19 protein-coding genes are annotated in these 20,574 nt (G+C 58.8%); 9 read left to right on the top strand and 10 right to left on the bottom strand.

The window, feature by feature from the left end; translation table 11 throughout:
- Positions 1–7: 7 nt before the first annotated feature.
- Together ACQKP2_RS03950 and ilvA are read left to right on the top strand one after the other, a co-directional pair.
- Entirely contained in the window at positions 8–931 is a 924-nt protein-coding gene (locus tag ACQKP2_RS03950) for a magnesium transporter CorA family protein (RefSeq protein ID WP_427574510.1), read from the top strand.
- 263 nt (positions 932–1,194) lie between these two features.
- Positions 1,195–2,208 (top strand): threonine ammonia-lyase, biosynthetic, encoded by a 1,014-nt coding sequence (gene ilvA / locus ACQKP2_RS03945; protein ID WP_427574509.1) that lies wholly within the window; start codon positions 1,195–1,197, stop codon positions 2,206–2,208.
- A 10-nt stretch (positions 2,209–2,218) separates the two neighbouring features.
- On the opposite strand, the gene eco is transcribed toward ilvA, so the two are convergent.
- Positions 2,219–2,701: a serine protease inhibitor ecotin gene (eco, locus tag ACQKP2_RS03940; protein ID WP_427574507.1), complete on the bottom strand. Its 483-nt coding sequence runs from the start codon at positions 2,699–2,701 to the stop codon at positions 2,219–2,221.
- 296 nt (positions 2,702–2,997) lie between these two features.
- Here eco and ACQKP2_RS03935 point away from each other — a divergent pair, with 296 nt between their 5' ends.
- Positions 2,998–3,270, top strand: coding sequence for a DUF1652 domain-containing protein (locus ACQKP2_RS03935; protein WP_427574505.1), 273 nt, complete (start codon positions 2,998–3,000; stop codon positions 3,268–3,270).
- Here the strand turns inward: ACQKP2_RS03935 and ACQKP2_RS03930 are convergent.
- Together ACQKP2_RS03930 and ACQKP2_RS03925 are read right to left on the bottom strand one after the other, a co-directional pair.
- On the bottom strand, positions 3,267–3,662 hold the full coding sequence (locus ACQKP2_RS03930; protein ID WP_427574503.1) for a hypothetical protein: 396 nt from the start codon (positions 3,660–3,662) through the stop codon (positions 3,267–3,269). The two genes, ACQKP2_RS03935 and ACQKP2_RS03930, sit on opposite strands and share 4 nt — an antisense overlap.
- A 90-nt stretch (positions 3,663–3,752) precedes the next feature.
- A complete protein-coding gene (locus tag ACQKP2_RS03925) occupies positions 3,753–4,025 on the bottom strand; it encodes a DUF2790 domain-containing protein (protein WP_427574501.1) in 273 nt (90 codons plus the stop codon).
- A gap of 328 nt (positions 4,026–4,353) precedes the next feature.
- Here ACQKP2_RS03925 and ACQKP2_RS03920 point away from each other — a divergent pair, with 328 nt between their 5' ends.
- Complete coding sequence (locus ACQKP2_RS03920; protein WP_427574499.1) at positions 4,354–5,655, top strand: OprD family porin; 1,302 nt, start codon at positions 4,354–4,356, stop codon at positions 5,653–5,655.
- A gap of 85 nt (positions 5,656–5,740) precedes the next feature.
- Here the strand turns inward: ACQKP2_RS03920 and ACQKP2_RS03915 are convergent, their stop codons facing one another.
- The 4 genes from ACQKP2_RS03915 to ACQKP2_RS03900 form a co-directional block, all read right to left on the bottom strand.
- Positions 5,741–6,679, bottom strand: a complete 939-nt coding sequence (locus tag ACQKP2_RS03915; RefSeq protein ID WP_427574498.1) for a carbohydrate kinase family protein — start codon at positions 6,677–6,679, stop codon at positions 5,741–5,743.
- A 38-nt stretch (positions 6,680–6,717) separates the two neighbouring features.
- Positions 6,718–7,605, bottom strand: a complete 888-nt coding sequence (locus ACQKP2_RS03910; RefSeq protein ID WP_427574497.1) for a phospholipase — start codon at positions 7,603–7,605, stop codon at positions 6,718–6,720.
- Between the two features lie 96 nt (positions 7,606–7,701).
- Positions 7,702–8,994, bottom strand: coding sequence for a glycosyltransferase (locus ACQKP2_RS03905; RefSeq protein WP_427574495.1), 1,293 nt, complete (start codon positions 8,992–8,994; stop codon positions 7,702–7,704).
- 56 nt (positions 8,995–9,050) lie between these two features.
- A complete protein-coding gene (locus ACQKP2_RS03900) occupies positions 9,051–9,416 on the bottom strand; it encodes a response regulator (protein WP_427574494.1) in 366 nt (121 codons plus the stop codon).
- Positions 9,417–9,664: 248 nt separating this feature from the next.
- Here ACQKP2_RS03900 and ACQKP2_RS03895 point away from each other — a divergent pair, with 248 nt between their 5' ends.
- From ACQKP2_RS03895 to ACQKP2_RS03875, 5 genes are all read left to right on the top strand, one after another.
- A complete protein-coding gene (locus ACQKP2_RS03895) occupies positions 9,665–13,147 on the top strand; it encodes a response regulator (RefSeq protein ID WP_427574493.1) in 3,483 nt (1,160 codons plus the stop codon).
- Positions 13,148–13,963, top strand: coding sequence for a CheR family methyltransferase (locus ACQKP2_RS03890; RefSeq protein WP_427574492.1), 816 nt, complete (start codon positions 13,148–13,150; stop codon positions 13,961–13,963). It abuts the gene before it with no gap.
- On the top strand, positions 13,960–14,553 hold the full coding sequence (locus ACQKP2_RS03885) for a chemotaxis protein CheB (protein WP_427574491.1): 594 nt from the start codon (positions 13,960–13,962) through the stop codon (positions 14,551–14,553). The genes ACQKP2_RS03890 and ACQKP2_RS03885 overlap by 4 nt, the downstream gene beginning before the upstream one ends.
- The gene (locus ACQKP2_RS03880) at positions 14,547–15,728 is read left to right on the top strand and encodes a hybrid sensor histidine kinase/response regulator (protein WP_427574489.1); all 1,182 of its coding nucleotides are present in this window, start codon (positions 14,547–14,549) and stop codon (positions 15,726–15,728) included. The genes ACQKP2_RS03885 and ACQKP2_RS03880 overlap by 7 nt, the downstream gene beginning before the upstream one ends.
- Before the next feature lie 77 nt (positions 15,729–15,805).
- A complete protein-coding gene (locus ACQKP2_RS03875) occupies positions 15,806–16,183 on the top strand; it encodes a response regulator (RefSeq protein WP_427574487.1) in 378 nt (125 codons plus the stop codon).
- A 6-nt stretch (positions 16,184–16,189) separates the two neighbouring features.
- On the opposite strand, the gene ACQKP2_RS03870 is transcribed toward ACQKP2_RS03875, so the two are convergent.
- The 3 genes from ACQKP2_RS03870 to ACQKP2_RS03860 all read right to left on the bottom strand — a co-directional run bounded on the left by ACQKP2_RS03870 (position 16,190) and on the right by ACQKP2_RS03860 (position 20,529).
- Entirely contained in the window at positions 16,190–17,857 is a 1,668-nt protein-coding gene (locus tag ACQKP2_RS03870) for an ATP-binding protein (protein ID WP_427574485.1), read from the bottom strand.
- Positions 17,857–19,359, bottom strand: a complete 1,503-nt coding sequence (locus ACQKP2_RS03865) for an ATPase domain-containing protein (RefSeq protein ID WP_427574527.1) — start codon at positions 19,357–19,359, stop codon at positions 17,857–17,859. Before ACQKP2_RS03865 ends, ACQKP2_RS03870 begins: the two co-directional genes overlap by 1 nt.
- A 114-nt stretch (positions 19,360–19,473) precedes the next feature.
- Positions 19,474–20,529: a tetratricopeptide repeat protein gene (locus ACQKP2_RS03860; protein ID WP_427574484.1), complete on the bottom strand. Its 1,056-nt coding sequence runs from the start codon at positions 20,527–20,529 to the stop codon at positions 19,474–19,476.
- Positions 20,530–20,574 lie beyond the last annotated feature (45 nt).

Below are 20,574 nucleotides of genomic sequence, written 5' to 3'. Positions count from 1 at the left end.
TCTGTCAATGATCAAATGTTTTGAGTTGGCTCAGGGCGCATTGCGCGCCGTAGACAGGCTTGACGCTGACGTCATGTTATTCAGCAACCCCGACGCCGCCGAGCGAAACTTGCTGCACAGTCACTTCAAGCTCGACGAACACGCCCTGGCGTCCGCGCTGGATCCTGATGAGGTATCAAGGATCGAATTTCATCCCGACAACCTGTTCCTGATCTGGAAACGGCCGCAAAACTACACCAGTGCCGATAGCCTGACCTTTGAAGTATCGTCCTGCGGTCTGTTGTTGTGCCCGGACCGCTTGCTGGTGATCGCCACCGACGATGCGCTGCTCAGCGGGCTCGGCAGACGACAGGCATTGAACACCCCGCTGGACGTGGTGCTGGGTCTGTTGTTCGACAACATCCACCACTATTTGGGCCATCTCAAAGTCATCAAACTGGTGGCGCGGGAGCTGCAGCAAAAATTCAATGCCTCCATGCAGAATCAGCATCTGATCCAGATGTTCAACCTCAGCGAAAGCCTGATCTATTACATCAACGCAATCCACAGTAACGGCGCCGTCCTGACGCGGCTGCGCAACCATGCGCAAAAAGAACACTTCAGCACCCACGCCATCGCCCTGATCGACGACCTGATCATCGAGAACAACCAGTGCTACAAACAGGCGGAAATTTACTCGACGGTGTTCTCCGGACTCATCGATGCCCGGGGCAACCTGATGAACAACAGCATGAATAACCTGCTGCGCAAACTGACGTTGATCAACGTCGTTTTTTTACCCTTGAACCTGATCGCCAGCATCGGCGGCATGTCCGAGTTCAGCATGATGACGGCGGGTACACCCTGGTGGATTTCCTATCCATTGTTCCTGACTGCGATGATGTTGGGGGCGGGACTGATGGTCGTGGGGCTCAAGCGATTGGCGAAGTGAATTGCAGCGGGTAGGCCCCGAAGAGCTTTCTCGGCAGCGCCGCAAGTTCGCGGCGGTGGCCTGTGCAAATTGGCCATTGACTTGCCATCAACGTCCGGATAGTTTCCGGGAATGAACTTCATCCCATCGCGTCTTCAGCCGAGCATTATTATTACCGCCATTCCTCATTTGGCGGGCTAGCTTGCGGCTGCAGCACCCAACCCGCCCTCGAGGCGGGTTTTCATTTTCTGTCTCGGGGCTCTGATCAATGTCAGGAGACGATCATGACCAGTACGCCCGCCCAACAAAACCTGCTTGAGCATTACGTCAAAAAGATCCTCGCTGCACCGGTCTATGAACTGGCCGTGCGTACGCCGCTGCAACCGGCGCCCGCGTTGTCGGAAGCGCTGGGCAACCGGATCCTGCTCAAGCGCGAAGACCTGCAACCGACTTTTTCTTTCAAGATCCGGGGTGCCTACAACAAACTGGTGAACTTGCCTGCTGAACAAAAGGCACGCGGCGTGATCACGGCCTCGGCCGGCAATCATGCCCAGGGCGTGGCGCTGGCAGCCCGGGAACTGGGCATCGAGGCGACGATTGTCATGCCGGCCACCACGCCGGAATTGAAAGTGCTGGGCGTTCGCAGCCGCGGTGCCCAGGCGCTGCTGGAGGGCGAGAGCTTTCCGTATGCCCTGGCGCATGCTCTGGAACTGGCCCGACAAACCGGCAAGACGTTCGTTTCGCCCTTCGACGACCCCGATGTCATCGCCGGGCAGGGCACCGTTGCGATGGAGATCCTTCGCCAACATCAGGGTTCGCTGGACGCCATCTTCGTCCCGGTGGGGGGTGGTGGGCTGATCGCGGGCATCGCGGCCTACGTCAAATACCTGCGGCCCGAGGTGCGCATCATCGGTGTCGAGTCGCAGCATTCGGCTTGCCTGCAATTGGCGCTCGAGGCCAACGAACGTCGGGTATTGCCCAGCGTCGGCACCTTTGCCGACGGCGTGGCGGTCGCGCAGATCGGTGCCCATGGCTTCGAAGTCTGCAGGTTTTGCGTCGATGAAGTGCTGACCGTGAGTAACGACGAGCTGTGCGCCGCGATCAAGAATATCTACGACGATACCCGTTCGATCACCGAACCGTCGGGGGCGCTGGCGGTCGCCGGGATCAAGAAATACGTGGCGCGTAGCGGCGTCCGGGGCCAGACCTTTGTCGCGATCGACTCCGGGGCCAATATCAATTTCGACAGTTTGCGGCATGTGGCCGAGCGTGCCGCGTTATGCGGCACCCCGGCATGATGCGGGAGGGTTATTCGGCAATGGCCTTTTCGATCTTGTCCGATGCCGACCAGACCCGGTAGCGCACCTCGACGCCCTGGGGCACGTAGAGCACGATGGGCAGTTTGCTGTTATAGCGCAGCATGAAGCCGTCGCCGATCACCGGTACGAAATCCTGCTTGCTCTTGCCGTCCGGGCAGGCCATCAGCGTACTCGCCGGGCCGCTCACTTTTTCCAGACGATAGAACGGATAACCCCAGCCTTCGAGGTTTTTCTCCTCCAGCGTGCCGCCCAGGCGCTGGCGGTTGCAGTCGACGGTCAGGGGTTTGCCGGCGAGGATCTCCACCCGCAAATCCTCTTCCTTGCCTTGGGCAGGCAGGTGGATGGCCTGGCGGGTAAAGCCGCTTTCCGCTTTCGGATAAGGGGCGACTTTTTCCAGGGTGGCGGCATGAACTGCGCCACACAGCGCGGTCGCAATCAGGCCGAGGGAGGTGCGAAACATAAAAGTACCCATGGGGCCTCCTAGCAAACGAAACAGGTGGCGAACGCTCGCCGGGCGCGCATTCTCGATATCGTGCGCACTGGATGCAAACTTACTATGTAAGTGCAAATTGCAAGGCGCCGACTGAACCTTCTTGCAAATTGCATGGCGACTGTTAACGCGCAGTTACATAAATCCTTGAATTGCCGATGAACGACCGGGCGTGTTTCAGGGCATGTTTTATGCTGTAGCTGTTCTCAAGCTGACCGGGATTTCAATTGAGCCAGCGTCCCAGATTGATTGGCAGTCTTATAAAGGAGAGGGTCGCCATGTTTCTTTCTGCCTTGGAACTTCGCAACATCATCGAAAGCAGTTTTCTGCCCAGGCGCTGCCAGTGTTCACTGTCGCCGGAGCTGAAGATGACGGTAAGGGTCTACGCCGACGGCGTAACCGATACGCTTGAATTGTTGAGGACCGACATTGATGCCAGGCATCTCAACAGCTGCCGGGAAATTCACGAGTTGATTGCCGGGCTGCGAACCGATCTTGCCCATCATCCTGTTGTGACCGAGCACCGTCAGGTGGCGGGCAAAGCGCGTTAGCCCACGGTTTCGAGTTCTACCGCCACGCGCTGGGTCTGGAAAAACGCCAGGCCCATCGCCAGTTCCAGACCGACCGCAAGCAGGATGCCGGGACCGGCATGGCCATTGAGCCATTCGGCGAAGCCCAGTATCGCCAGTCCCCAGCAACCGATCATGAAGCCAATGCTCAACGCACGGCGGGTGGATGACGCCGGTTCGTTGCGGACCAGGAAAAAAATCACCGCCAAGGCTGCAAACAGCGTTGCCGTGCGTCGTGCCATCAGCCCGACCGCCAACGAATATTCGATATCCCAGGTCGCCAGCAACCAGTCAGGCAATAGCCCCCAGACCACGGCCAGCAGCGCGCACAACGCGCAGGTGAATATCGATAACGTTCGAAACGATAACTGCATGGCGAATCCTTGCGGCAGTGAGGGTGGCGCTAAAGCATAGCGTCAGAACCCTCACGCGAATACCGCAAGGTGTTATTTCAGACTTTTCAGTCAGTTCTGATAACTGCACGCGTCGGAAAGTTTCCGATAAGCCAGCTCGGCAGGCTTGCCTGTCTGGTCATCGATGTACTTCATGTCTGCCGTGACGACCTGGCAGTCCAGTGTGGCGGGCTCGGTCAGCGAAAGGACTTTGCCCACATGCAGCGGCATGCCGTAGTGGTAAGTGGGCACCGGTTGAGCTGAGGCGGTGTCGGCGGCTTGTGCGATACCGGCGGTCGAGGCCAGGACCAGAGCAGCGAGAATGGGGAGGGTGCGCGCGTTCATGAGGCGATCTCCAGTGCAGATGCAAGGTTGCTCGACAGGTCGTCGAGCCTGCCGCACCGGGCAACAGAGGACTCTGAAGATGTGCGGTCCAGTCAGTGTTGGACTGCGCGATTAAGCATTGGTTAACTCGCCTGAACGCCACCTGTCGCTTTGCCACTACCGTCTGGCGGCCACCTTGAGACTAAAGTCGTCTGCAGTGCATTAAAGCCTTCTGCCATCATTGCCGCTCACCCCCGCGTTTTTGCTTTCCCCGACCAGTCACTGTTCGGCGCAAGGCTATTTCTGGCTGCTTGCACTCTGTGTACACGCAGTATTGTTGGAGTTTTTCATGCGTCCCCCCTTTACCTCGAACGCCGCCCGCCAGTCCTTGGGCTTCGGCGCTATTGTCCTGTGCGCCGGTTTTGCCGGACCGAGCCAGGCGAGCGGTTTCATCGATGACACCCAGGCAAACATCGAATCGCGCACTGTGTATTTCAACCGCGATTTTCGTGACGGACACTCGTCCACCGAGCAGGGTGCATCAAAGCGTGATGAGTCGGCCCAGGGTTTTATTCTCAACCTGCAATCGGGCTACACCGAGGGTACGGTCGGTTTTGGTGTCGATGCGTTGGGCATGCTGGGATTCAAGCTCGACTCCAGCCCGGACAGCAGCAACAGCGGCCTGTTGCCGTCCAGTGGTGAAAACCCGCGCGGCTCGGCCGACCAGTATGCCAAGCTTGGCCTGACAGCCAAGATGCGCGTCTCGCAGAGTGTGTTGAAGTACGGTGCACTGCTGCCGGATGTACCGTTGCTCAAGTACAACGACGGTCGCCTGTTACCCACCCAGTTCGGCGGCGCGATGCTCACGTCCAGGGACGTCAGGGATCTGTCCCTCATGGCCGCCCGCCTGGACAGCTATACCGCCCGGGATTCCACTGATGCCCAGGACATCCGCCTGAACTGCAAGAATAAGCGCTACGCCTGCAACGTCACCGCCGATCACTTCGACATGTACGGTGTCGATTACAAAATCAACGAAAGGCTGACCGGGCAATATCATTACGCTGAACTCGATGACATCTATCGCCAGCATTTCCTTGGTCTTCTGGCCAACCAGACGCTGGGGGAGGGCGTGCTCAAGGCTGATCTGCGCGTGCTCAAAAGCGACGACAGCGGCGCCGCCCGTGCCGGTTCCATCGATAACCGTGCGCTGAGCGCGATGCTCGCCTATGCGATCAGTGGCCACACGTTCAGTGCCGGCTGGCAGCGCATGTACGGCGACAGTTCGATGCCCTACCTCGATGGCAGCAATCCGTACCTGGTCAACTATGTGCAGGTCAATGACTTCGCCGCCGCACAAGAGCGTTCGTGGCAGTTGCGTTACGACTATGACTTCAAGGCCATCGGCCTCAACGGCCTGACGTTCCTGACCCGTTATGTGAACGGCGATCACATCCAGGTACCGGGCAGCGATCAGGAGGGCAAGGAGTGGGAGCGCGACAGCGAGCTGAAGTACGTGGTTCAGAGCGGGACATTCAAGAATGTCAGCCTGCGCTTGCGCAATGCGACTTATCGCACCAACTACGAGAAGTTCGCCCGGGATGTGGATGAGACCCGGTTGATCATCAGCTACAACTTTTCGGTTTTGTAGCGCATCCACGAATGCCATCGCGAGCAGGCTCGCTCCCACATGGACTTATTGTGGGAGCGAGCCTGCTCGCGATAAGGGCGTTGTATCAGTGAAGATCCTGCCGGTACGGCAAGTCCGGCCCGGTCCTGGTGCAGGTCAACGCCGCCGCCTGAACTGCAAAGCGGACCATTGCATCGATCTGCTCGCGACTGAGTTGCGCCAAACCTTCGACACAATCGAGCTGCTGCTCGGTCAACCATGCGATCACCGCCGCCTGAAAGGTATCTCCGGCCCCCACGGTATCGGCGATTTTCACCGCGCAGGCGGGCACGGTCCACGACCCGTGAGCCCGACTGAACACTGTGGCGCCTTCACTACCGCGAGTGAGGAATACCAACTGACAGCGATGTTGCAGCCATTGGTTGATGAGTCGTGCCGGATCCTGTCCCGGATACAGCAGGCTCAAGTCTTCGTCGCTGACCTTGATCAGGTCGGCATGTTCGATCAGGGTGGCGATCCGGGATCGCCACAATTGGATATCCGGCTCAGGATTGAGTCGCACGTTCGGATCGAGGCTGATCAGGCGCTTGCCGCTTTCCCTGCGGACCAATGCCAGCAAGGTGTCGGCAATCGGCTGCACCACCAACGAGTAGGAGCCGATGTGCAAGCCGCGAACTTCAGGCCCCAATGGCGGCAAATGTTCCTGCCGCAGCTGCCGGTCGGCACAACCTTCGCCACGGAAACTGTAGCGGGGCGAGCCATCGGCACCCACGGCGACCATCGCCAGGGTCGTGGGCGCGTCAAAGTCGTGTAGATAGTCCGTGCGCACGCCTTCATCCAGCAGCACCTGCAGTAGCCGTCGGCCCAGGTAGTCGGTGGACAGTCCGGCCAACAGCGCCGACTCCACCCCCAAACGGCGCAATCCCACTGAAACGTTGAACGGCGAGCCGCCTGCGATCGCTCTGAAGTTCACTTTTGAAGCCGGACCACTGGGGTCGTTTTCGCTGAAGAAATCGAACAGCGCTTCGCCACACACCAGATACATGATTGTTTGCTCGTTAAAAGGGGCCGCGGGACCGGAAACTATCGCAAGTCCGTCGACTCATGCAAAGCGTGGCCATAGACCGCCTTCATGCTGTTGGCGATCCAGCAGTAGTGCACGATTTTCGACTCGTCGAAAAAATCGGTGTTGATAATGCTGCAACGTGTCACCCAGTGCAGCGTAGGCGCAAACCAGGCATTGATCATGTGCTTGATGTTCTCGGGGCCCAGAAGGGAGTAACACGTGGCGGACAGCGACCAGAAAAATTCCGCGGAGGGAGGCTCGGCCAGGGTCTTTCCAATGTGTTGTTCGATCAGATCGAGGTGAGGAAAGGTTTTGCCGTGCCACCTGTGGGGGATTCTCGACCAGAATTGATCCTGGTCGTAGTCGGCCGAGCCACCGGTAGCCAGCACGATTCTACGCAGGGCGCTGTTTTGTTTGAGTTCGCCAATTGTGCAGGACACATCGTCGGAAGGTACGACCCGCCGGTCGAAGCGCCTGAGCAAGTGATCATTGAGTTTTTTGTGATCGAATGCCCTGCCGCCATCACCCAACTGATGAAAATCCAGAACGATGAATTCATCTGGATAATCATCCAGAAACGCTATGACTGCGGTTATCAACTCTTCCAGTTCACGACCGGATCGGTTGCCATTGTGGTGAAAGTAAAAGATGTCCTGATTGTTCTTTCGCTCGTACCCCAAACGAACATCGAAGGCACGTGCACCGTTGGCCAGTTGCCCGCTGAATGAGTCGTTCTGGCAGGCCGTCCAGTTGCCGACGACAAGACCGATATCGGGGCCTTTTTTGTCCATGCCGGCGTTATGTGCACCGGGCCAGACGATATCGGTCAGTTTGAGTGTGTCGATCTCCAGTACCTTGCTCATCCAGGTCCGTTTGTCGAGCGATCCAGCTGCGTTGTCCGTCATGGCTTTTCCCTTGGCAGTCCCCCCATTCCCTGGGTGGGTTCAATAGCTTCAAGGTATCCGGCCAGCTGCATCGAAGGCGGTACATATGTAGTGCAATCAGTTGATCCGGTTCTTGGCCTCGATCCATTGCGCCATGTACTGGGTGCTCTTGTGATGATGATGGCGGAGCATGCCGCCGGTGAAATTCTCTCGTCTGATCTGCGCCAGATGCTGCATGCAATGCTGCAGTTTCTCGACCAGCGCCGGACCGTGAATCGACTGCCGGTAACGGCTGTCCAGCAGCGTCCGGGCTTGTTCCTGGGCCTTGAGCCATAGCGCCTTGTCGTTATGCAAGCGCACGGCATGTTGGGCGAACTCGCGGGCCGTGCGAGTGATCGCCCCGGGCCAGGCTTCGTCGCCATGCATCGCTTCGGCGCCGATCGGGGTGGTGACGTTGGGCGTGCCGCAGAGCATTGCGTCGACAATCTTGCCTTTGATACCCGCACCGAAACGCAATGGTGCCAGGCACACTCGCGTCGCGGACATGACTTGCAGCGCGTCTTCTGCCCAGTTCATCACGTGAAAGCCCTGTGACGGATTGTTCAGCGCGGTGGCCTTGGGGGGCGTGTAAGCACCATAGATGTGCAATTGGGCGCCGGGTATTTGCTCGCGGATCATTGGCCACAGGGTGGTTTTCAGCCAGAGCACCGCGTCCCAGTTGGGCGCATGGCGAAAGTTGCCAATGTGCAGGAAGTGCGCGCGCTCTTCGAATGGCACCGGCGAGGCAGCTGGCGGATCGACCATCAGCGGACACCAGTGCAGCAGGCTGCGGGGCAACTTGAACTGCTCGGTGAGCAATTCGATTTCCACTTCGGAAATCATCAGGTTCAGGTCGCATCGATAGATGGCTGCGATCTCGCGTTTGGCCAGATCGGTATCGGCCATGAAATCGAATGTCTCGTGCAATGCCGGCGCGAATAGTTCGTGAAAATCATTGTTGTCGTCGCTGGCCTTCAAGCGCTCCTTGAGTCGCTGATGGCGGGCATCGCGCAGACTTTGCAGGTCGGACGTCTCCAGAACCCGCAGTGCATCGGGGCAGTGCTGCTCGACGCGCCAGCCGAACTGCTCTTCCATCATGAACCGATCGAACAGCACGATGTCCGGAGCCAACTGGCGGATGAACGTGTCGAAGCTGCTGTTGTTCAACTCGATCGGCACTTCGGCGATGCCCAGTGCCGCCAGGTCTGCCCGGTGTTCACCGGAGCGGGCGGGGCTGCTGAAGGTAATGTCCCATCCCTGCTGCACAAAACTCTCGAGGATTTGCATCATGTGGCCGCCCGCAGCGGAAGAGCGTGGCTCGGGCCAGACGTAACCGATGACCAGGACTTTGGTTGCGCGGGGTTGACTCATGAACGGTGATTCCTTGAGGCGGGAAAAGCGGGGGCGTGATTAAACCACAGCGGGCATCAGGAACTCTCCAGGATTGCCAGGACCTTGTCGCGCAATTGATCGATGGAGAACGGCTTGGCGATCAGATACATGCCCTGCGGCACCTCGATGTTTTCCGCATAGCCGCTGGCAAACAGGACAGGCAGGGCCGGGCGCAAGTCGAGCGCCTTATACGCCAACTCCTTGCCGTCCATGTCAGGCAGGCCGAAGTCAGTCATCATCAAGTCAATGTGCCGGGTCGGGTCCTTGAGTATCGCCAGTGCCTGGTCACCGCCATCGGCCTGCAGTACGGCAAATTCCAGCTCCTCCAGTACATCGACAATCAGCATGCGCACGGTGGCATCGTCTTCGACGACCAGGATGGTGGCGGCATTGGCGGACATGATCGGTCTCTCGAAAAGGGATGGTTAGTAGCCGGTCGATGAATCGCCGACCCTCTTGCATGAGTAAGTGGCGGATCCTCGCAAGTTCCCGACGCGCTATAAAAAGAATGCAGAGAAGGATAACCGCTCTTCTGAAAGGGGGAGCAGCCACATGCAGGACTTTGCGCGAAAACCGCTGAGAAAGTTGGATCGTTGTGTCGGTTTTGGGGCAAACTCCTTGAACTTCATCAGTTGGACAAGGCTTGATTATGACCTCTATGTCTTCGGTTGATGAGCAACGTTTTCGTAAACTCCTGAACCGCAACGTCAGCCTGCCGCTGGGGGTTGGCCTGGTCAGCGCGGTTTTTTTCGTATCGCTGATCACCTACCTGCTGACCACCATCCAGTGGGTCGAGCACACGGACCGGGTGATCAATAACGCCAATGAGGCGGTCAAATTGACGGTAGACCTGGAAACCGGCATGCGCGGTTTCCTGCTCAGCGGCGACGAAAAATTTCTCGAACCCTATGAAACCGCCAAGCCTCGAATCGAGGTGGTGCTCGACACACTGATTGAATTGACCGCCGACAACCCTGCCCAGACCGACCGCCTGCGCCGGTTGCAGTCGTTGCAGCAGGAGTGGGCGGCCTACGCACAAAGCATGATCGACTTGCAGCGATCGAGCGGCGATTACCGAAGCGTGGTCAGGAGCGGGAAAGGCAAACGCCTGACCGATGAGATACGCAAGCAATTCGAAGACGTGATCGACATGGAGCAGCAGTTGCGCGCTTCGCGCAACGAGGAAGTGCGTCGCACCACGATCTGGAGCATCGCCCTTTACCTGTTTTTCATCGCCGTGATCAGCGGATTGCTGGCCTATATCGGCCGCCGCGACCTGATCAATCTTTCGCAGCAATACGGTGCGAACCTGGCCAGACAACAGGCCAGTGCCGCCCGACTGGAGCGTCAGGCCTGGCTGCGTGGTGGCCAGACCGAGCTGGCGGGGCAAGTGCTGGGGCAACTGTCGTTGAATTTGCTCGGGCGCAACATATTGCAGTTTTGCGCGCAGTACCTGGGCAGCGTCGTGGCGGCGATCTATGTTCGCGAGGATCACGGTGGCCTGCGGCGCGTGGCGTCCTACGGCTTGTCCCGTGATCAGCAAGACCTTGAACAACTGGTCTACAGCGAAGAAGGCATTGTCGGCCAGGCGGTGCAACAGGCTCGCCTGATCCGCCTGGACAATGTGCCGCACGACTACTTCAAGGTCAGCTCCGGCCTTGGCGAAGGTTTGCCGCGCAGCGTACTGGTCGCACCGACCAGCGACGACGAACGGGTCAACGGTGTCATTGAACTGGGTTTTCTGCGACCGCTGGAGGAGCGCGACATTGAATTGCTGGAGCTGATAGGCGGCAACATCGGCAGTTCGATCGAAGCAGCGCGCTATCGTCAACGCCTGCAGGAAGTGCTGGCCGAAACCCAGCAGCTCAATGAAGAACTGCAGGTTCAGCAGGAAGAACTCAAGACCGCCAACGAAGAGCTCGAAGAGCAGTCGCGGATTCTCAAGGAGTCCCAGGCCCATCTGGAAACCCAGCAGGTCGAATTGGAACAGACCAATACGCAATTGGCCGAGCAGGCGCAGATTCTGGCCGAGCAACGGGACGCCATGGACCTGAAAAACACCGAACTCAGTCAGGCCCAGGCGCAGCTCCAGGAGCGTGCCGAAGAGTTGCAGCGTTCGAGCAAATACAAGTCCGAGTTCCTTGCCAACATGTCCCACGAACTGCGCACGCCGTTGAACAGCTCGTTGATCCTGGCCAAGTTGCTGGCGGAAAACGCCCAGCAAAACCTCAGCGCCGAACAGGTCCAGTTCGCCGAATCGATCTACTCGGCCGGCAACGATCTGCTCAACCTGATCAACGACATCCTCGACATTTCCAAGGTCGAGGCCGGCAAACTGGAAATACGTCCGGAAACCACCAGCGTGGAGCGCCTGGTGGAGGGTTTGCGCGGGTTGTTCGAACCACTGGCGGCAGACAAGCAACTGCGTTTTCACGTCGAGTTGCAGGACGGGTCGCCGGCCATGATGTTCACCGACCGTCAGCGACTGGAGCAGGTGATCAAGAACCTGTTGTCCAACGCCATCAAGTTTACCGAGCAAGGTGATGTCAGCCTCAGCGTTGCCGCTGCACCGCACGACCGGGTGGCCTTCATCGTCCGGGACTCCGGTATCGGCATCGCCGAGAATCATCAGCAAAGCATTTTCGAAGCCTTCCGCCAGGCCGACGGCACGACCAACCGGCGCTACGGTGGCACCGGCCTGGGATTGTCGATTTCCAGGGACCTGGCAGCGCTGCTTGGCGGCTCGATCAGTGTGTCGAGCACACCAGGGCAGGGCAGTGTGTTCACGCTGGAGTTGCCGCAGCATTACGTCGAGCCCGACCCGAATGCCGCACAACTTCAGCCGGTATCGTCGGTGACGAGTTTCGTCGCCCCTTCAGTGCCAGCTTCGAGCGTCGAGGTTGGCATTGCCCGATTCAATGACGACCGCGACAAGGCCCCCTTCACGACACGCTGCATCCTGGTGGTCGAGGATGAGACGAACTTTGCGCACATCCTCTACGATCTTGCCCACGAATTGGGTTATCAATGCCTGGTCGCGCAGGGCGCCGATGAAGGCTACGACCTGGCTTTGCAATTCATCCCGGACGCCATTCTGCTGGACATGCGCCTGCCGGATCATTCCGGACTGACCGTTTTGCAACGCCTGAAGGAACACCCCGAGACCCGGCATATTCCGGTGCATGTGATTTCCGTCGAAGACCGGGTGGAGGCGGCGATGCACATGGGGGCTATCGGTTATGCAGTCAAGCCGACCACCCGTGAAGAACTCAAGGATGTCTTTGCGCGCCTGGAAGCCAAGCTCAGCCAGAAGGTCAAGCGGGTGCTGCTGGTCGAAGACGACGATCTGCAGCGCGACAGCATTTCCCGGCTGATCGGCGACGATGACATCGAAATCACCGCAGTCGGCTTGGCCCAAGAGGCGCTGGACTTGCTGCGCAGCACAAACTTCGACTGCATGATCATCGACCTCAAATTGCCGGACATGCTCGGCGGTGATCTGCTCAAGCGCATGGCCACCGAAGATATCTGCTCGTTCCCGCCGGTCATTGTCTACACCGGGCGCAACCTGACCCGGGACGAAGAAACCGAACTGCGCAAGTACTCGCGCTCGATCATCATCAAGGGTGCACGTTCACCGGAGCGCTTGCTCGATGAGGTCACGCTTTTTCTGCACAAGGTCGAATCGCACCTGTCCCACGAGCGGCAACGCATGCTCAAGACCGCCCGCAGCCGGGACAAGGTGTTCGAGGGGCGCAAGGTGTTGCTGGTGGACGACGATGTGCGCAACATCTTTGCGCTCACCAGTGCGCTCGAGCAAAAGGGGGCCGTCGTCGTTATCGGTCGAAACGGTCGTGAAGCGATTGAACGCTTGAGTGAGGTGCAGGACATCGACCTGGTGCTGATGGACGTGATGATGCCGGAAATGGATGGTTACGAAGCCACCGTCGAAATCCGCAAGGAGCCGCGCTGGCGCAAGCTGCCGATCATCGCGGTAACGGCCAAGGCCATGAAGGATGATCAGGAGCGTTGCCTGCAGGCGGGCGCCAACGATTACCTGGCCAAACCCATTGATCTGGATCGCCTGTTTTCACTGATTCGTGTGTGGTTGCCGAAAATGGAACGAATTTAAGTGGAGCGAAACAGCGAAATCGAATTGCGCTTGCTGATAGAGGCGATCTACCTCAAGTACAGCTACGATTTTCGCGATTACTCCGGCGCCTCGATCAAGCGCCGGGTGACCCATGCGTTGAGCCAGTTCGATTGCAAGACCATTTCGGCCCTGCAGGAGAAGGTCCTGCACGATCCCGTGGCGTTCATGCAGTTGTTGCAGTTGTTGACGATTCCGGTCAGTGAAATGTTCCGCGACCCCTCGCACTTGCTGGCCATTCGCCGGGAAGTGGTGCCGCTGCTCAAGACCTACCCGTCGATCAAAATCTGGATTGCCGGTTGCAGCACCGGCGAAGAGGTCTATTCGATGGCTATCCTGCTGCGCGAGGAGGGGCTGCTGGAGCGGACCATCATCTATGCCACCGACATCAATCCGCGTTCGCTGGAGAAAGCCAAGCAAGGGATATTTTCGATGGAGAACGTGCGCGCCTACACTTCCAATTACCAGCAGGCCGGTGGCCAGCGTTCGTTTGCCGACTACTACACGGCCGCCTATGGTTACGCGATCTTCGACAAGTCATTGTGTGAAAACGTGACGTTTGCCGATCACAGCCTGGCGACCGATAGCGTATTTTCAGAGACTCAGTTAATTTCGTGTCGTAACGTATTGATTTATTTCAATAAAAAACTTCAGGATCGAGCATTTGGATTGTTTCACGAGTCGCTGTGCCACCGTGGCTTTCTGGTGTTGGGCAGCAAGGAAACCCCGGAATTTTCGGCTTTCGGCAATCAGTTCGAACCGTTGGTCAAACAGGAGCGGATCTACCGTAAATCATGAGTGACGCAACAGGTTTGCCTTCCATAGAAGCAATCGTGATCGGTGCCTCGGCCGGTGGTGTAGAGGCGCTGCTCAACATTCTCGGCCCGTTGCGTGAAGGATTCGTCCTGCCGATCGTCGTCGTGCTGCATTTGCCCAACGAACGGCGCAGCCAATTGGCGGAAGTCTTCGCCCGTCGAGTGGCATTGCCGGTTCTGGAGGCGGGCGACAAGACCCTGATCGAAGCCGGGACCCTGTATTTCGCCGCCCCCGGCTATCACTTGTCGGTGGAGCAGGACCGCAGTTTCTCCCTGAGCCTTGAGGATCGCGTGCATCATTCACGTCCGGCCATCGACTACCTGTTCGAGTCCGCTGCCGATGCCTACGGCCCGGCCCTGGCCGCCGTATTGCTGACCGGCGCCAACCGTGATGGGGCCTTCGGCCTGGCGCAGGTCAAGCGCCATGGCGGTCTGACCATCGTGCAGGACCCGAAGGAGGCCCAGGTGGCGACCATGCCCCAGGCGGCACTGGATGTTCAGCAGCCGGACTACATCCTTCCTGTTGGCGGTATCAGCCGCCTGCTTGTCGAGCTGGAACGAATCGCATGTTGAGTGAAATCCAGGCCAAACTGCTGATCGTCGACGATCTGCCGGAGAATCTGTTGGCACTCGAAGCGCTGATCAAGCGCGAAGACCGTACCGTGTACAAGGCGCAATCGGCCGATGAAGCCTTGTCGCTGTTGCTGCAGCACGAATTCGCCCTGGCCATTCTCGATGTGCAGATGCCGGGCATGAACGGCTTTGAGCTGGCCGAAATGATGCGGGGCACGGAACTGACCAAAAACATTCCCATCGTGTTCGTCAGTGCCGCCGGTCGCGAGATGAATTACGCGTTCAAGGGCTACGAAAGCGGTGCGGTGGACTTCCTGCACAAACCGCTGGATGTCCATGCGGTCAAGAGCAAGGTCAATGTGTTTGTAGAACTGTATCGCCAGAGCAAGGCCATGAAGCAACAGGTTCAGGCGCTGGAGCAGAGCCGTCGCGAGCAGCAGACATTGCTTGAGCGTTTGCAGCGCACGCAACTGGAACTGGAGCAGGCGGTGCGCATGCGCGATGACTTCATGTCCATCGTCGCCCATGAAGTGCGCACGCCGCTCAATGGCCTGATCCTTGAAACCCAGTTGCGCAAGATGCACCTGGCTCGGGACAACGCCGCCGCGTTCACCCTCGACAAAATGCACGCGATGGTCGACCGCGACGAACGGCAGATCAAGAGCCTGATCCGACTGATTGAAGACATGCTCGATGTGTCGCGCATTCGTACCGGTAAACTGTCGATCCGCCCCAGGCGTTTTGATTTGTCGGCGTTGGTACGCGGCGTGTTGCAAAATTTCGCTCCGCAGATCGAAGCCGCCCAGGCGAGCGTTTCCCTCGACGCCGAGCAACCGGTGGTGGGCAACTGGGATGAGTTTCGCATCGAACAGGTGATTTCCAATCTGCTGACCAATGCATTGCGTTATGGCGCCAAGAGCCCGATCAGCGTGAGGGTGTACAGTGACAGCCATGACGCCTGGGTTGAAGTCCGTGATTTCGGCATCGGCATCAGTGAAGAAAACCAGTTGCGGATTTTTCAGCAGTTCGAGCGCGTTTCAACCAAGCAGGCCGCCGCCGGGCTGGGCCTGGGATTGTTTATTTCCGAACAGATTGTCACCGCCCATGGCGGTACCATTACCGTCGACAGCCGGATTGGCGAAGGCGCCCTGTTTCGCGTTTGTCTGCCGCTGTAGGAAAACGGCGCGATGAACGCAACCTCTGATCGACCCCACGGTCGTATCAGCAGCTATTGATCGAACAAAGGCTTCCCATGAGTGAAGATGCACAAGATGTAGTACTCGTCGTCGAGGACGAACCGGTTATCTTGATGGTGCTGACTGACTATTTGTCGGGGCAGGGTTATCGCGTATTGCAGGCGGAAAACGGAGAACAGGCGTTCGATATCCTGTCGAGCAAACCGCATCTGGATATGCTGATCACTGATTTTCGCCTGCCGGGCGGTATCTCCGGCGTGCAGATCGCCGAACCGGCCGTGAAGCTGCGACCGGATCTGAAGGTCATCTTCATCAGCGGTTATCCGCAGGAAATCCGTGAGACGGGCAGCCCGATCACCCGCAAGGCGCCCATCCTGGAAAAACCCTTTGATCTGGATGTGCTGCAGGAAATCATGGAAGACATGCTCTCCTGAGCCCCTTCATGCGCCGATCATCTCGCGTACCTTGGCGGTCAACAGGTCAAAGGTGAACGGCTTGGTGATCATCTGCATGCCCGGGTCGAGGAAGCCGCCGCGCACCGCCGCGTGTTCGGCGTAGCCGGTGATGAACAGCACCTTGAGTCCGGGCCGGTATTGCCGGCCGATTTCCGCCAGTTGCCGGCCGTTCATGCCGGGCAGGCCGACATCGCTGATCATCAGGTCGATGCGTTGCGCCGAGTCCAGGATCGGCATCGCGCCGTCGGCATCACCGGCCTCGACAAAGGCATAGCCCAGCTCGCCCAATACCGTACAGACCAACACCCGCACCGCAGGATCGTCCTCGACGATCAGCACCGTTTCACCGTTTCGCGCCAGCAGCGGTTGCCGGTTGTCGACCGGGTGGTCCTGCGGCGGCTCGCCCCCGAATCGCGGCAGGAACAGGCTCACCGTGGTGCCCTGGCCCACCTCGCTCTGGATCGACACATGGCCGCCGGACTGTTTGCTGAAGCCATAAATCATCGACAAGCCAAGGCCGGTGCCCTGGCCGATCGGCTTGGTGGTAAAGAACGGATCGAATGCACGGTTGATGGTAGCGGGGGGCATGCCGCAGCCATTATCGGCGACACTGAGCACCACGTAGTCGCCGGGCTTGAGGTTGCCGTGCAGCTCGGTCAACTGCCCATTCAGGGATTGATTGCGGGTTCTGACAACGAGGTTGCCGCCATCGGGCATGGCGTCGCGAGCATTGATCACCAGATTGAGCAGGGCGCTTTCCAGCTGATTGGGGTCGACTTCCGCCACCCACAGCTGCTCGTTGAGTTGCATGTCCAGGTGAATGCTTTCGCTGATGCTGTGTTGCAACAGTTCATGCATCGACACCACCAGGTTATTCATTTGTACCGGTTTGGAATCCAGCGATTGCCGGCGGGAAAACGCCAGCAACCGATGAGTCAGGCCAGCAGCACGGTTGGCCGAGGTAACGCCGAGGTCGATCAGGCTTTCCAGATCCTCGGTTCGACCCCGCGCCAGACGTCGCCGCAACAATTCCAGGCTGCCGATGATACCGGTCAACATGTTGTTGAAGTCGTGGGCAATCCCGCCTGTGAGCTGCCCGACCGCTTCCATTTTCTGGGATTGTCGCAACGCTTCTTCGTTGTGGCGCAACTGGGCCGTGCGCTCTTGAACCTGTTGCTCCAGGGTTTCCAGGGTGTTTTGCAGGCGCAACTCACTCTGGCTCAAGTCAATCAACCGGTCCCTGGCTTCATACTGTCGTCGCCGACCACGCAGGGCCGTGGTAACCAGGCTGATCAGGGTTTCCGGGTGAAAAGGTCGCTCAAGAAATGTCACGTTGCCCAGTTGCGAGCTGAAACGGGCAGCGAGGTCCTTCCCGGGTCCGCCGTGGCGGGTCAGCAGCACAATCGGCAGGTCCGACCAGGCCGGCTGTTGCCCGATCAGGTCCGTCAACGGCTGCAGGTCGGTGTCCAGCAAGGCCTCGAAGGCAATCAGCAACAGGCCCGCACCTTGTTCAAGTTCAGCACACAGACCGTGCAGATCCTTACTAACGACCCCGTCGAAGCCCGCCTCATGGAGCAACATCAGGGCGATCTGGCTGTCGCGTCCCAGTGGCGCCAGGATGATCGCCTGTTCAGAAGTTGCCCATTGCGCCATCACGGGGCTTCGTCCTCGAGCAATGGCATGCTTGCGCCCAGATAAGTAGGGACGCCGCGCAATATGCCCTGGAAGGCATCCAGCGGCTGGCCGATGGTGATGCCCCCGGAACCGATGCGATATTCACGAATGGTCGATTCATGGGCACCGGTACGTTTCTTGATGATCGAGATCGCCCGGCGCACCTTGCCCAGCGCTTCGAAATAACGCAGCAGAATGACCGTGTCCGCCAGGTAAGTGATGTCCACCGGCGCTTGCATATCCCCAACCAGGCCATGTTGGGCGACGGTCATGAACGTCGCGGCGCCCTTGCGGTTGACGTACAACAGCAGCTCATGGATGTGCAGCACCAGGGCATTTTCTTCCGGCATTGCCGCTTGATAGCCATTGAGGCTGTCAATCACCACGGTTTTGATGTCACCGTTATCGACGCAACGGCGAACCCGATCAGCAAATTCGCCGGGGGACAATTCGGCGGCATCCACTTGTTCGATCAGCAGATTGCCGGTGTCTTGCAGCACCTGCAGGTCAATGCCGATCTTCTTCATGCGATCGAAGAGCAACCCGAGTTCTTCATCGAAGATGAACAATGCGGCCTTTTCACCACGCGTCACGGCGGCGGCTGCAAAAAGCATCGCCACCAGCGACTTGCCTGTACCGGCCGGGCCAAGAATCAGGCTGCTGGAGCCGGTCTCGATGCCGCCACCGAGCAGTGCGTCCATTTGCGCGATGCCGCTGGTCAATTGTTCTCGCAGATAAGCCCCACGGTGCTCGGCCGCCACCAGCCGCGGAAAAACGTGCACGCCGTCTTCCAGGATAGTGAAGTCATGGAAGCCGCCACGGTACTTCTGGCCGCGGTACTTCATCACGCGGATGCGCCGCCGCTCGGCGCCGTAGTTGGGGGTCAATTCCTCCAGGCGCACCACCCCGTGGGCGACGCTGTGCACGGTTTTGTCCAGGGCTTCGGTGGTCAGGTCATCGAGCAGCAGGACCGTGGCGTCGTAACGCACGAAATAGTGCTTGATCGCCAGGATCTGTCGGCGATAACGCAGGGAACTCTGCGCAAGCAAGCGGATTTCCGACAGGCTGTCGAGGACCACGCGGTTGGGCTTGACCCGTTCGACCGTTTCGAAGATCTGGCGGGTGGCTTCGCCCAGTTCCAGATCCGAGGAATAAAGCAGCGACTGCTGGTGCTCGGTATCGAGCAGGTTTTCCGGCGGCGTCAGTTCGAAGATGCAGACGTTGTCGTCCAGTTCCCACCCATGGGACCTGGCGCCCTGGCGCAACTCGCGCTCGGTTTCCGACAGGGTGATATACAGCGTCCGCTCGCCGGCACGGGCACCAGCCAACAGAAACTGCAAGGCGATGGTGGTCTTGCCGGTTCCCGGTTCACCTTCGAGCAAAAACAGGTGGCTACGGGAAAAACCACCATCGAGTATGTCATCGAGACCCTCGATACCGGTGGAGGCCTTTATGTTGATCGACTCGTTGGACGTAGACAAAGACATGCCCTCGCATGACCAGGGGGACGAGGCAACAGGTGTCCGACCATAATAGACTGCCTGTTCACTTGACCCCGGGCGAGGATGAGCGTTCCACGAAATTGACGGCGAACGTTACAGGCCTTGTTGCAAGGCTGGATCGTCAGGATTGAGTTGCTCCAGTTGCGCCAGCAGAATCTGCACGTTCTGCAACTGGCCGCTTTCCTTCCAGTAATTGATCAGCAGCACCCGCGCCCGACGGTCGTTGGGATGTCGCTGGACGATTTCCTGCAACTGTTTCTGTGCCGCTTCAAGCTCCTGTTCACCGTGCAGGGTCGTGGCCAGGTCGTAGCGGTAGTCCTTGTTATCCGGCTCCAGTTCCACGGCCTTGGAAAGGCCTAGCAGGGCGAATTCGCTTTGGTCGTGATGCAACAGCCACATCCCCAGGGCATGTTGCAGATAGGCTGAATCGGGCTGCGTCTTGAGCTGTGTGGCCAATAGTTGCCGGGCAGCATCGTTCTGGCCGAGCTTGTCCAACACTTCGATCTGCATCACCAGGGCGGGCAGATTGTTCGGCGCCAGCTGCAAGCAATTCTCAAGTGCCTGCTGCGCCTGCTTGAACTCGGCATTGTGCAGATACAGGCGGGCCAGTTGATACTGGTTGTCAGCACTTTGCGGCGCACTGCCCAGCACTTGCTGCCAGGCATCGATCGCTTGTTCCAGCGGTCCGAAATACAGGCCCAGGTCATCGGGCGACAGCCCCAGCAACGCGTTGACCGCGGCAAAACGTACATTCTGGTCGCTGTCCTCGAGCATCGGTCCGAGCAAAAGGCTGCGTTGCCCGCTGGGAACCAGCCCACTGACGCTCTTGATTGCGGCGATACGCACCTGCGGGGACTCGTGCTGCAAATCCGCGTCCGCCAGTTTCAACGCGACGGTACTGGGGTAGTTGGGCAGTTCGGCATGCAGCCAGATACGGCGCTTGGGGGAAATGTCCGGACGACCCAGCTGCTGATAGAGCACCCGCGCGGCGCCCGGTTGACCGTTGCGGGCCGCTTCCAGCGCTTCGCTGTAACCGCGCTTGATCGCTTCGGGCACAACCGGTGTCGTGCTGCGCTGGAATACCCAGGCCAGGGCAATGGCAAACACGATACACAGGCTGATCAGCAGGTAGCGGCGGGACTTGGGCATGCAGGATCCGGGAGCTGGCAAGCTTTGGAAAAGCCATCAGCTTCG

The sequence above is a fragment of the Pseudomonas sp. NPDC089569 genome, from assembly GCF_050280625.1.
In the GTDB taxonomy this organism is placed as follows: domain Bacteria; phylum Pseudomonadota; class Gammaproteobacteria; order Pseudomonadales; family Pseudomonadaceae; genus Aquipseudomonas.
Note: the sequence above shows the minus strand (reverse complement) of the source record. Positions and strands in the feature narration are given on the sequence as shown.

Bases quoted from the DNA above. Each gene is read 5' to 3' on its own strand.
- ACQKP2_RS03920 (WP_427574499.1), top strand. From the start codon at position 4,354: ATGCGTCCCCCCTTTACCTCGAACGCCGCCCGCCAGTCCTTGGGCTTC.
- ACQKP2_RS03895 (WP_427574493.1), top strand. From the start codon at position 9,665: ATGACCTCTATGTCTTCGGTTGATGAGCAACGTTTTCGTAAACTCCTG.
- ACQKP2_RS03860 (WP_427574484.1), bottom strand. From the start codon at position 20,529: ATGCCCAAGTCCCGCCGCTACCTGCTGATCAGCCTGTGTATCGTGTTT.
- ACQKP2_RS03930 (WP_427574503.1), bottom strand. From the start codon at position 3,662: ATGCAGTTATCGTTTCGAACGTTATCGATATTCACCTGCGCGTTGTGC.
- ACQKP2_RS03905 (WP_427574495.1), bottom strand. From the start codon at position 8,994: ATGAGTCAACCCCGCGCAACCAAAGTCCTGGTCATCGGTTACGTCTGG.
- ACQKP2_RS03880 (WP_427574489.1), top strand. From the start codon at position 14,547: ATGTTGAGTGAAATCCAGGCCAAACTGCTGATCGTCGACGATCTGCCG.
- ACQKP2_RS03925 (WP_427574501.1), bottom strand. From the start codon at position 4,025: ATGAACGCGCGCACCCTCCCCATTCTCGCTGCTCTGGTCCTGGCCTCG.
- ACQKP2_RS03910 (WP_427574497.1), bottom strand. From the start codon at position 7,605: ATGACGGACAACGCAGCTGGATCGCTCGACAAACGGACCTGGATGAGC.
- ACQKP2_RS03870 (WP_427574485.1), bottom strand. From the start codon at position 17,857: ATGGCGCAATGGGCAACTTCTGAACAGGCGATCATCCTGGCGCCACTG.
- ACQKP2_RS03875 (WP_427574487.1), top strand. From the start codon at position 15,806: ATGAGTGAAGATGCACAAGATGTAGTACTCGTCGTCGAGGACGAACCG.
- ACQKP2_RS03935 (WP_427574505.1), top strand. From the start codon at position 2,998: ATGTTTCTTTCTGCCTTGGAACTTCGCAACATCATCGAAAGCAGTTTT.
- ACQKP2_RS03885 (WP_427574491.1), top strand. From the start codon at position 13,960: ATGAGTGACGCAACAGGTTTGCCTTCCATAGAAGCAATCGTGATCGGT.
- ilvA (WP_427574509.1), top strand. From the start codon at position 1,195: ATGACCAGTACGCCCGCCCAACAAAACCTGCTTGAGCATTACGTCAAA.
- ACQKP2_RS03950 (WP_427574510.1), top strand. From the start codon at position 8: ATGATCAAATGTTTTGAGTTGGCTCAGGGCGCATTGCGCGCCGTAGAC.
- eco (WP_427574507.1), bottom strand. From the start codon at position 2,701: ATGGGTACTTTTATGTTTCGCACCTCCCTCGGCCTGATTGCGACCGCG.
- ACQKP2_RS03900 (WP_427574494.1), bottom strand. From the start codon at position 9,416: ATGTCCGCCAATGCCGCCACCATCCTGGTCGTCGAAGACGATGCCACC.
- ACQKP2_RS03915 (WP_427574498.1), bottom strand. From the start codon at position 6,679: ATGTATCTGGTGTGTGGCGAAGCGCTGTTCGATTTCTTCAGCGAAAAC.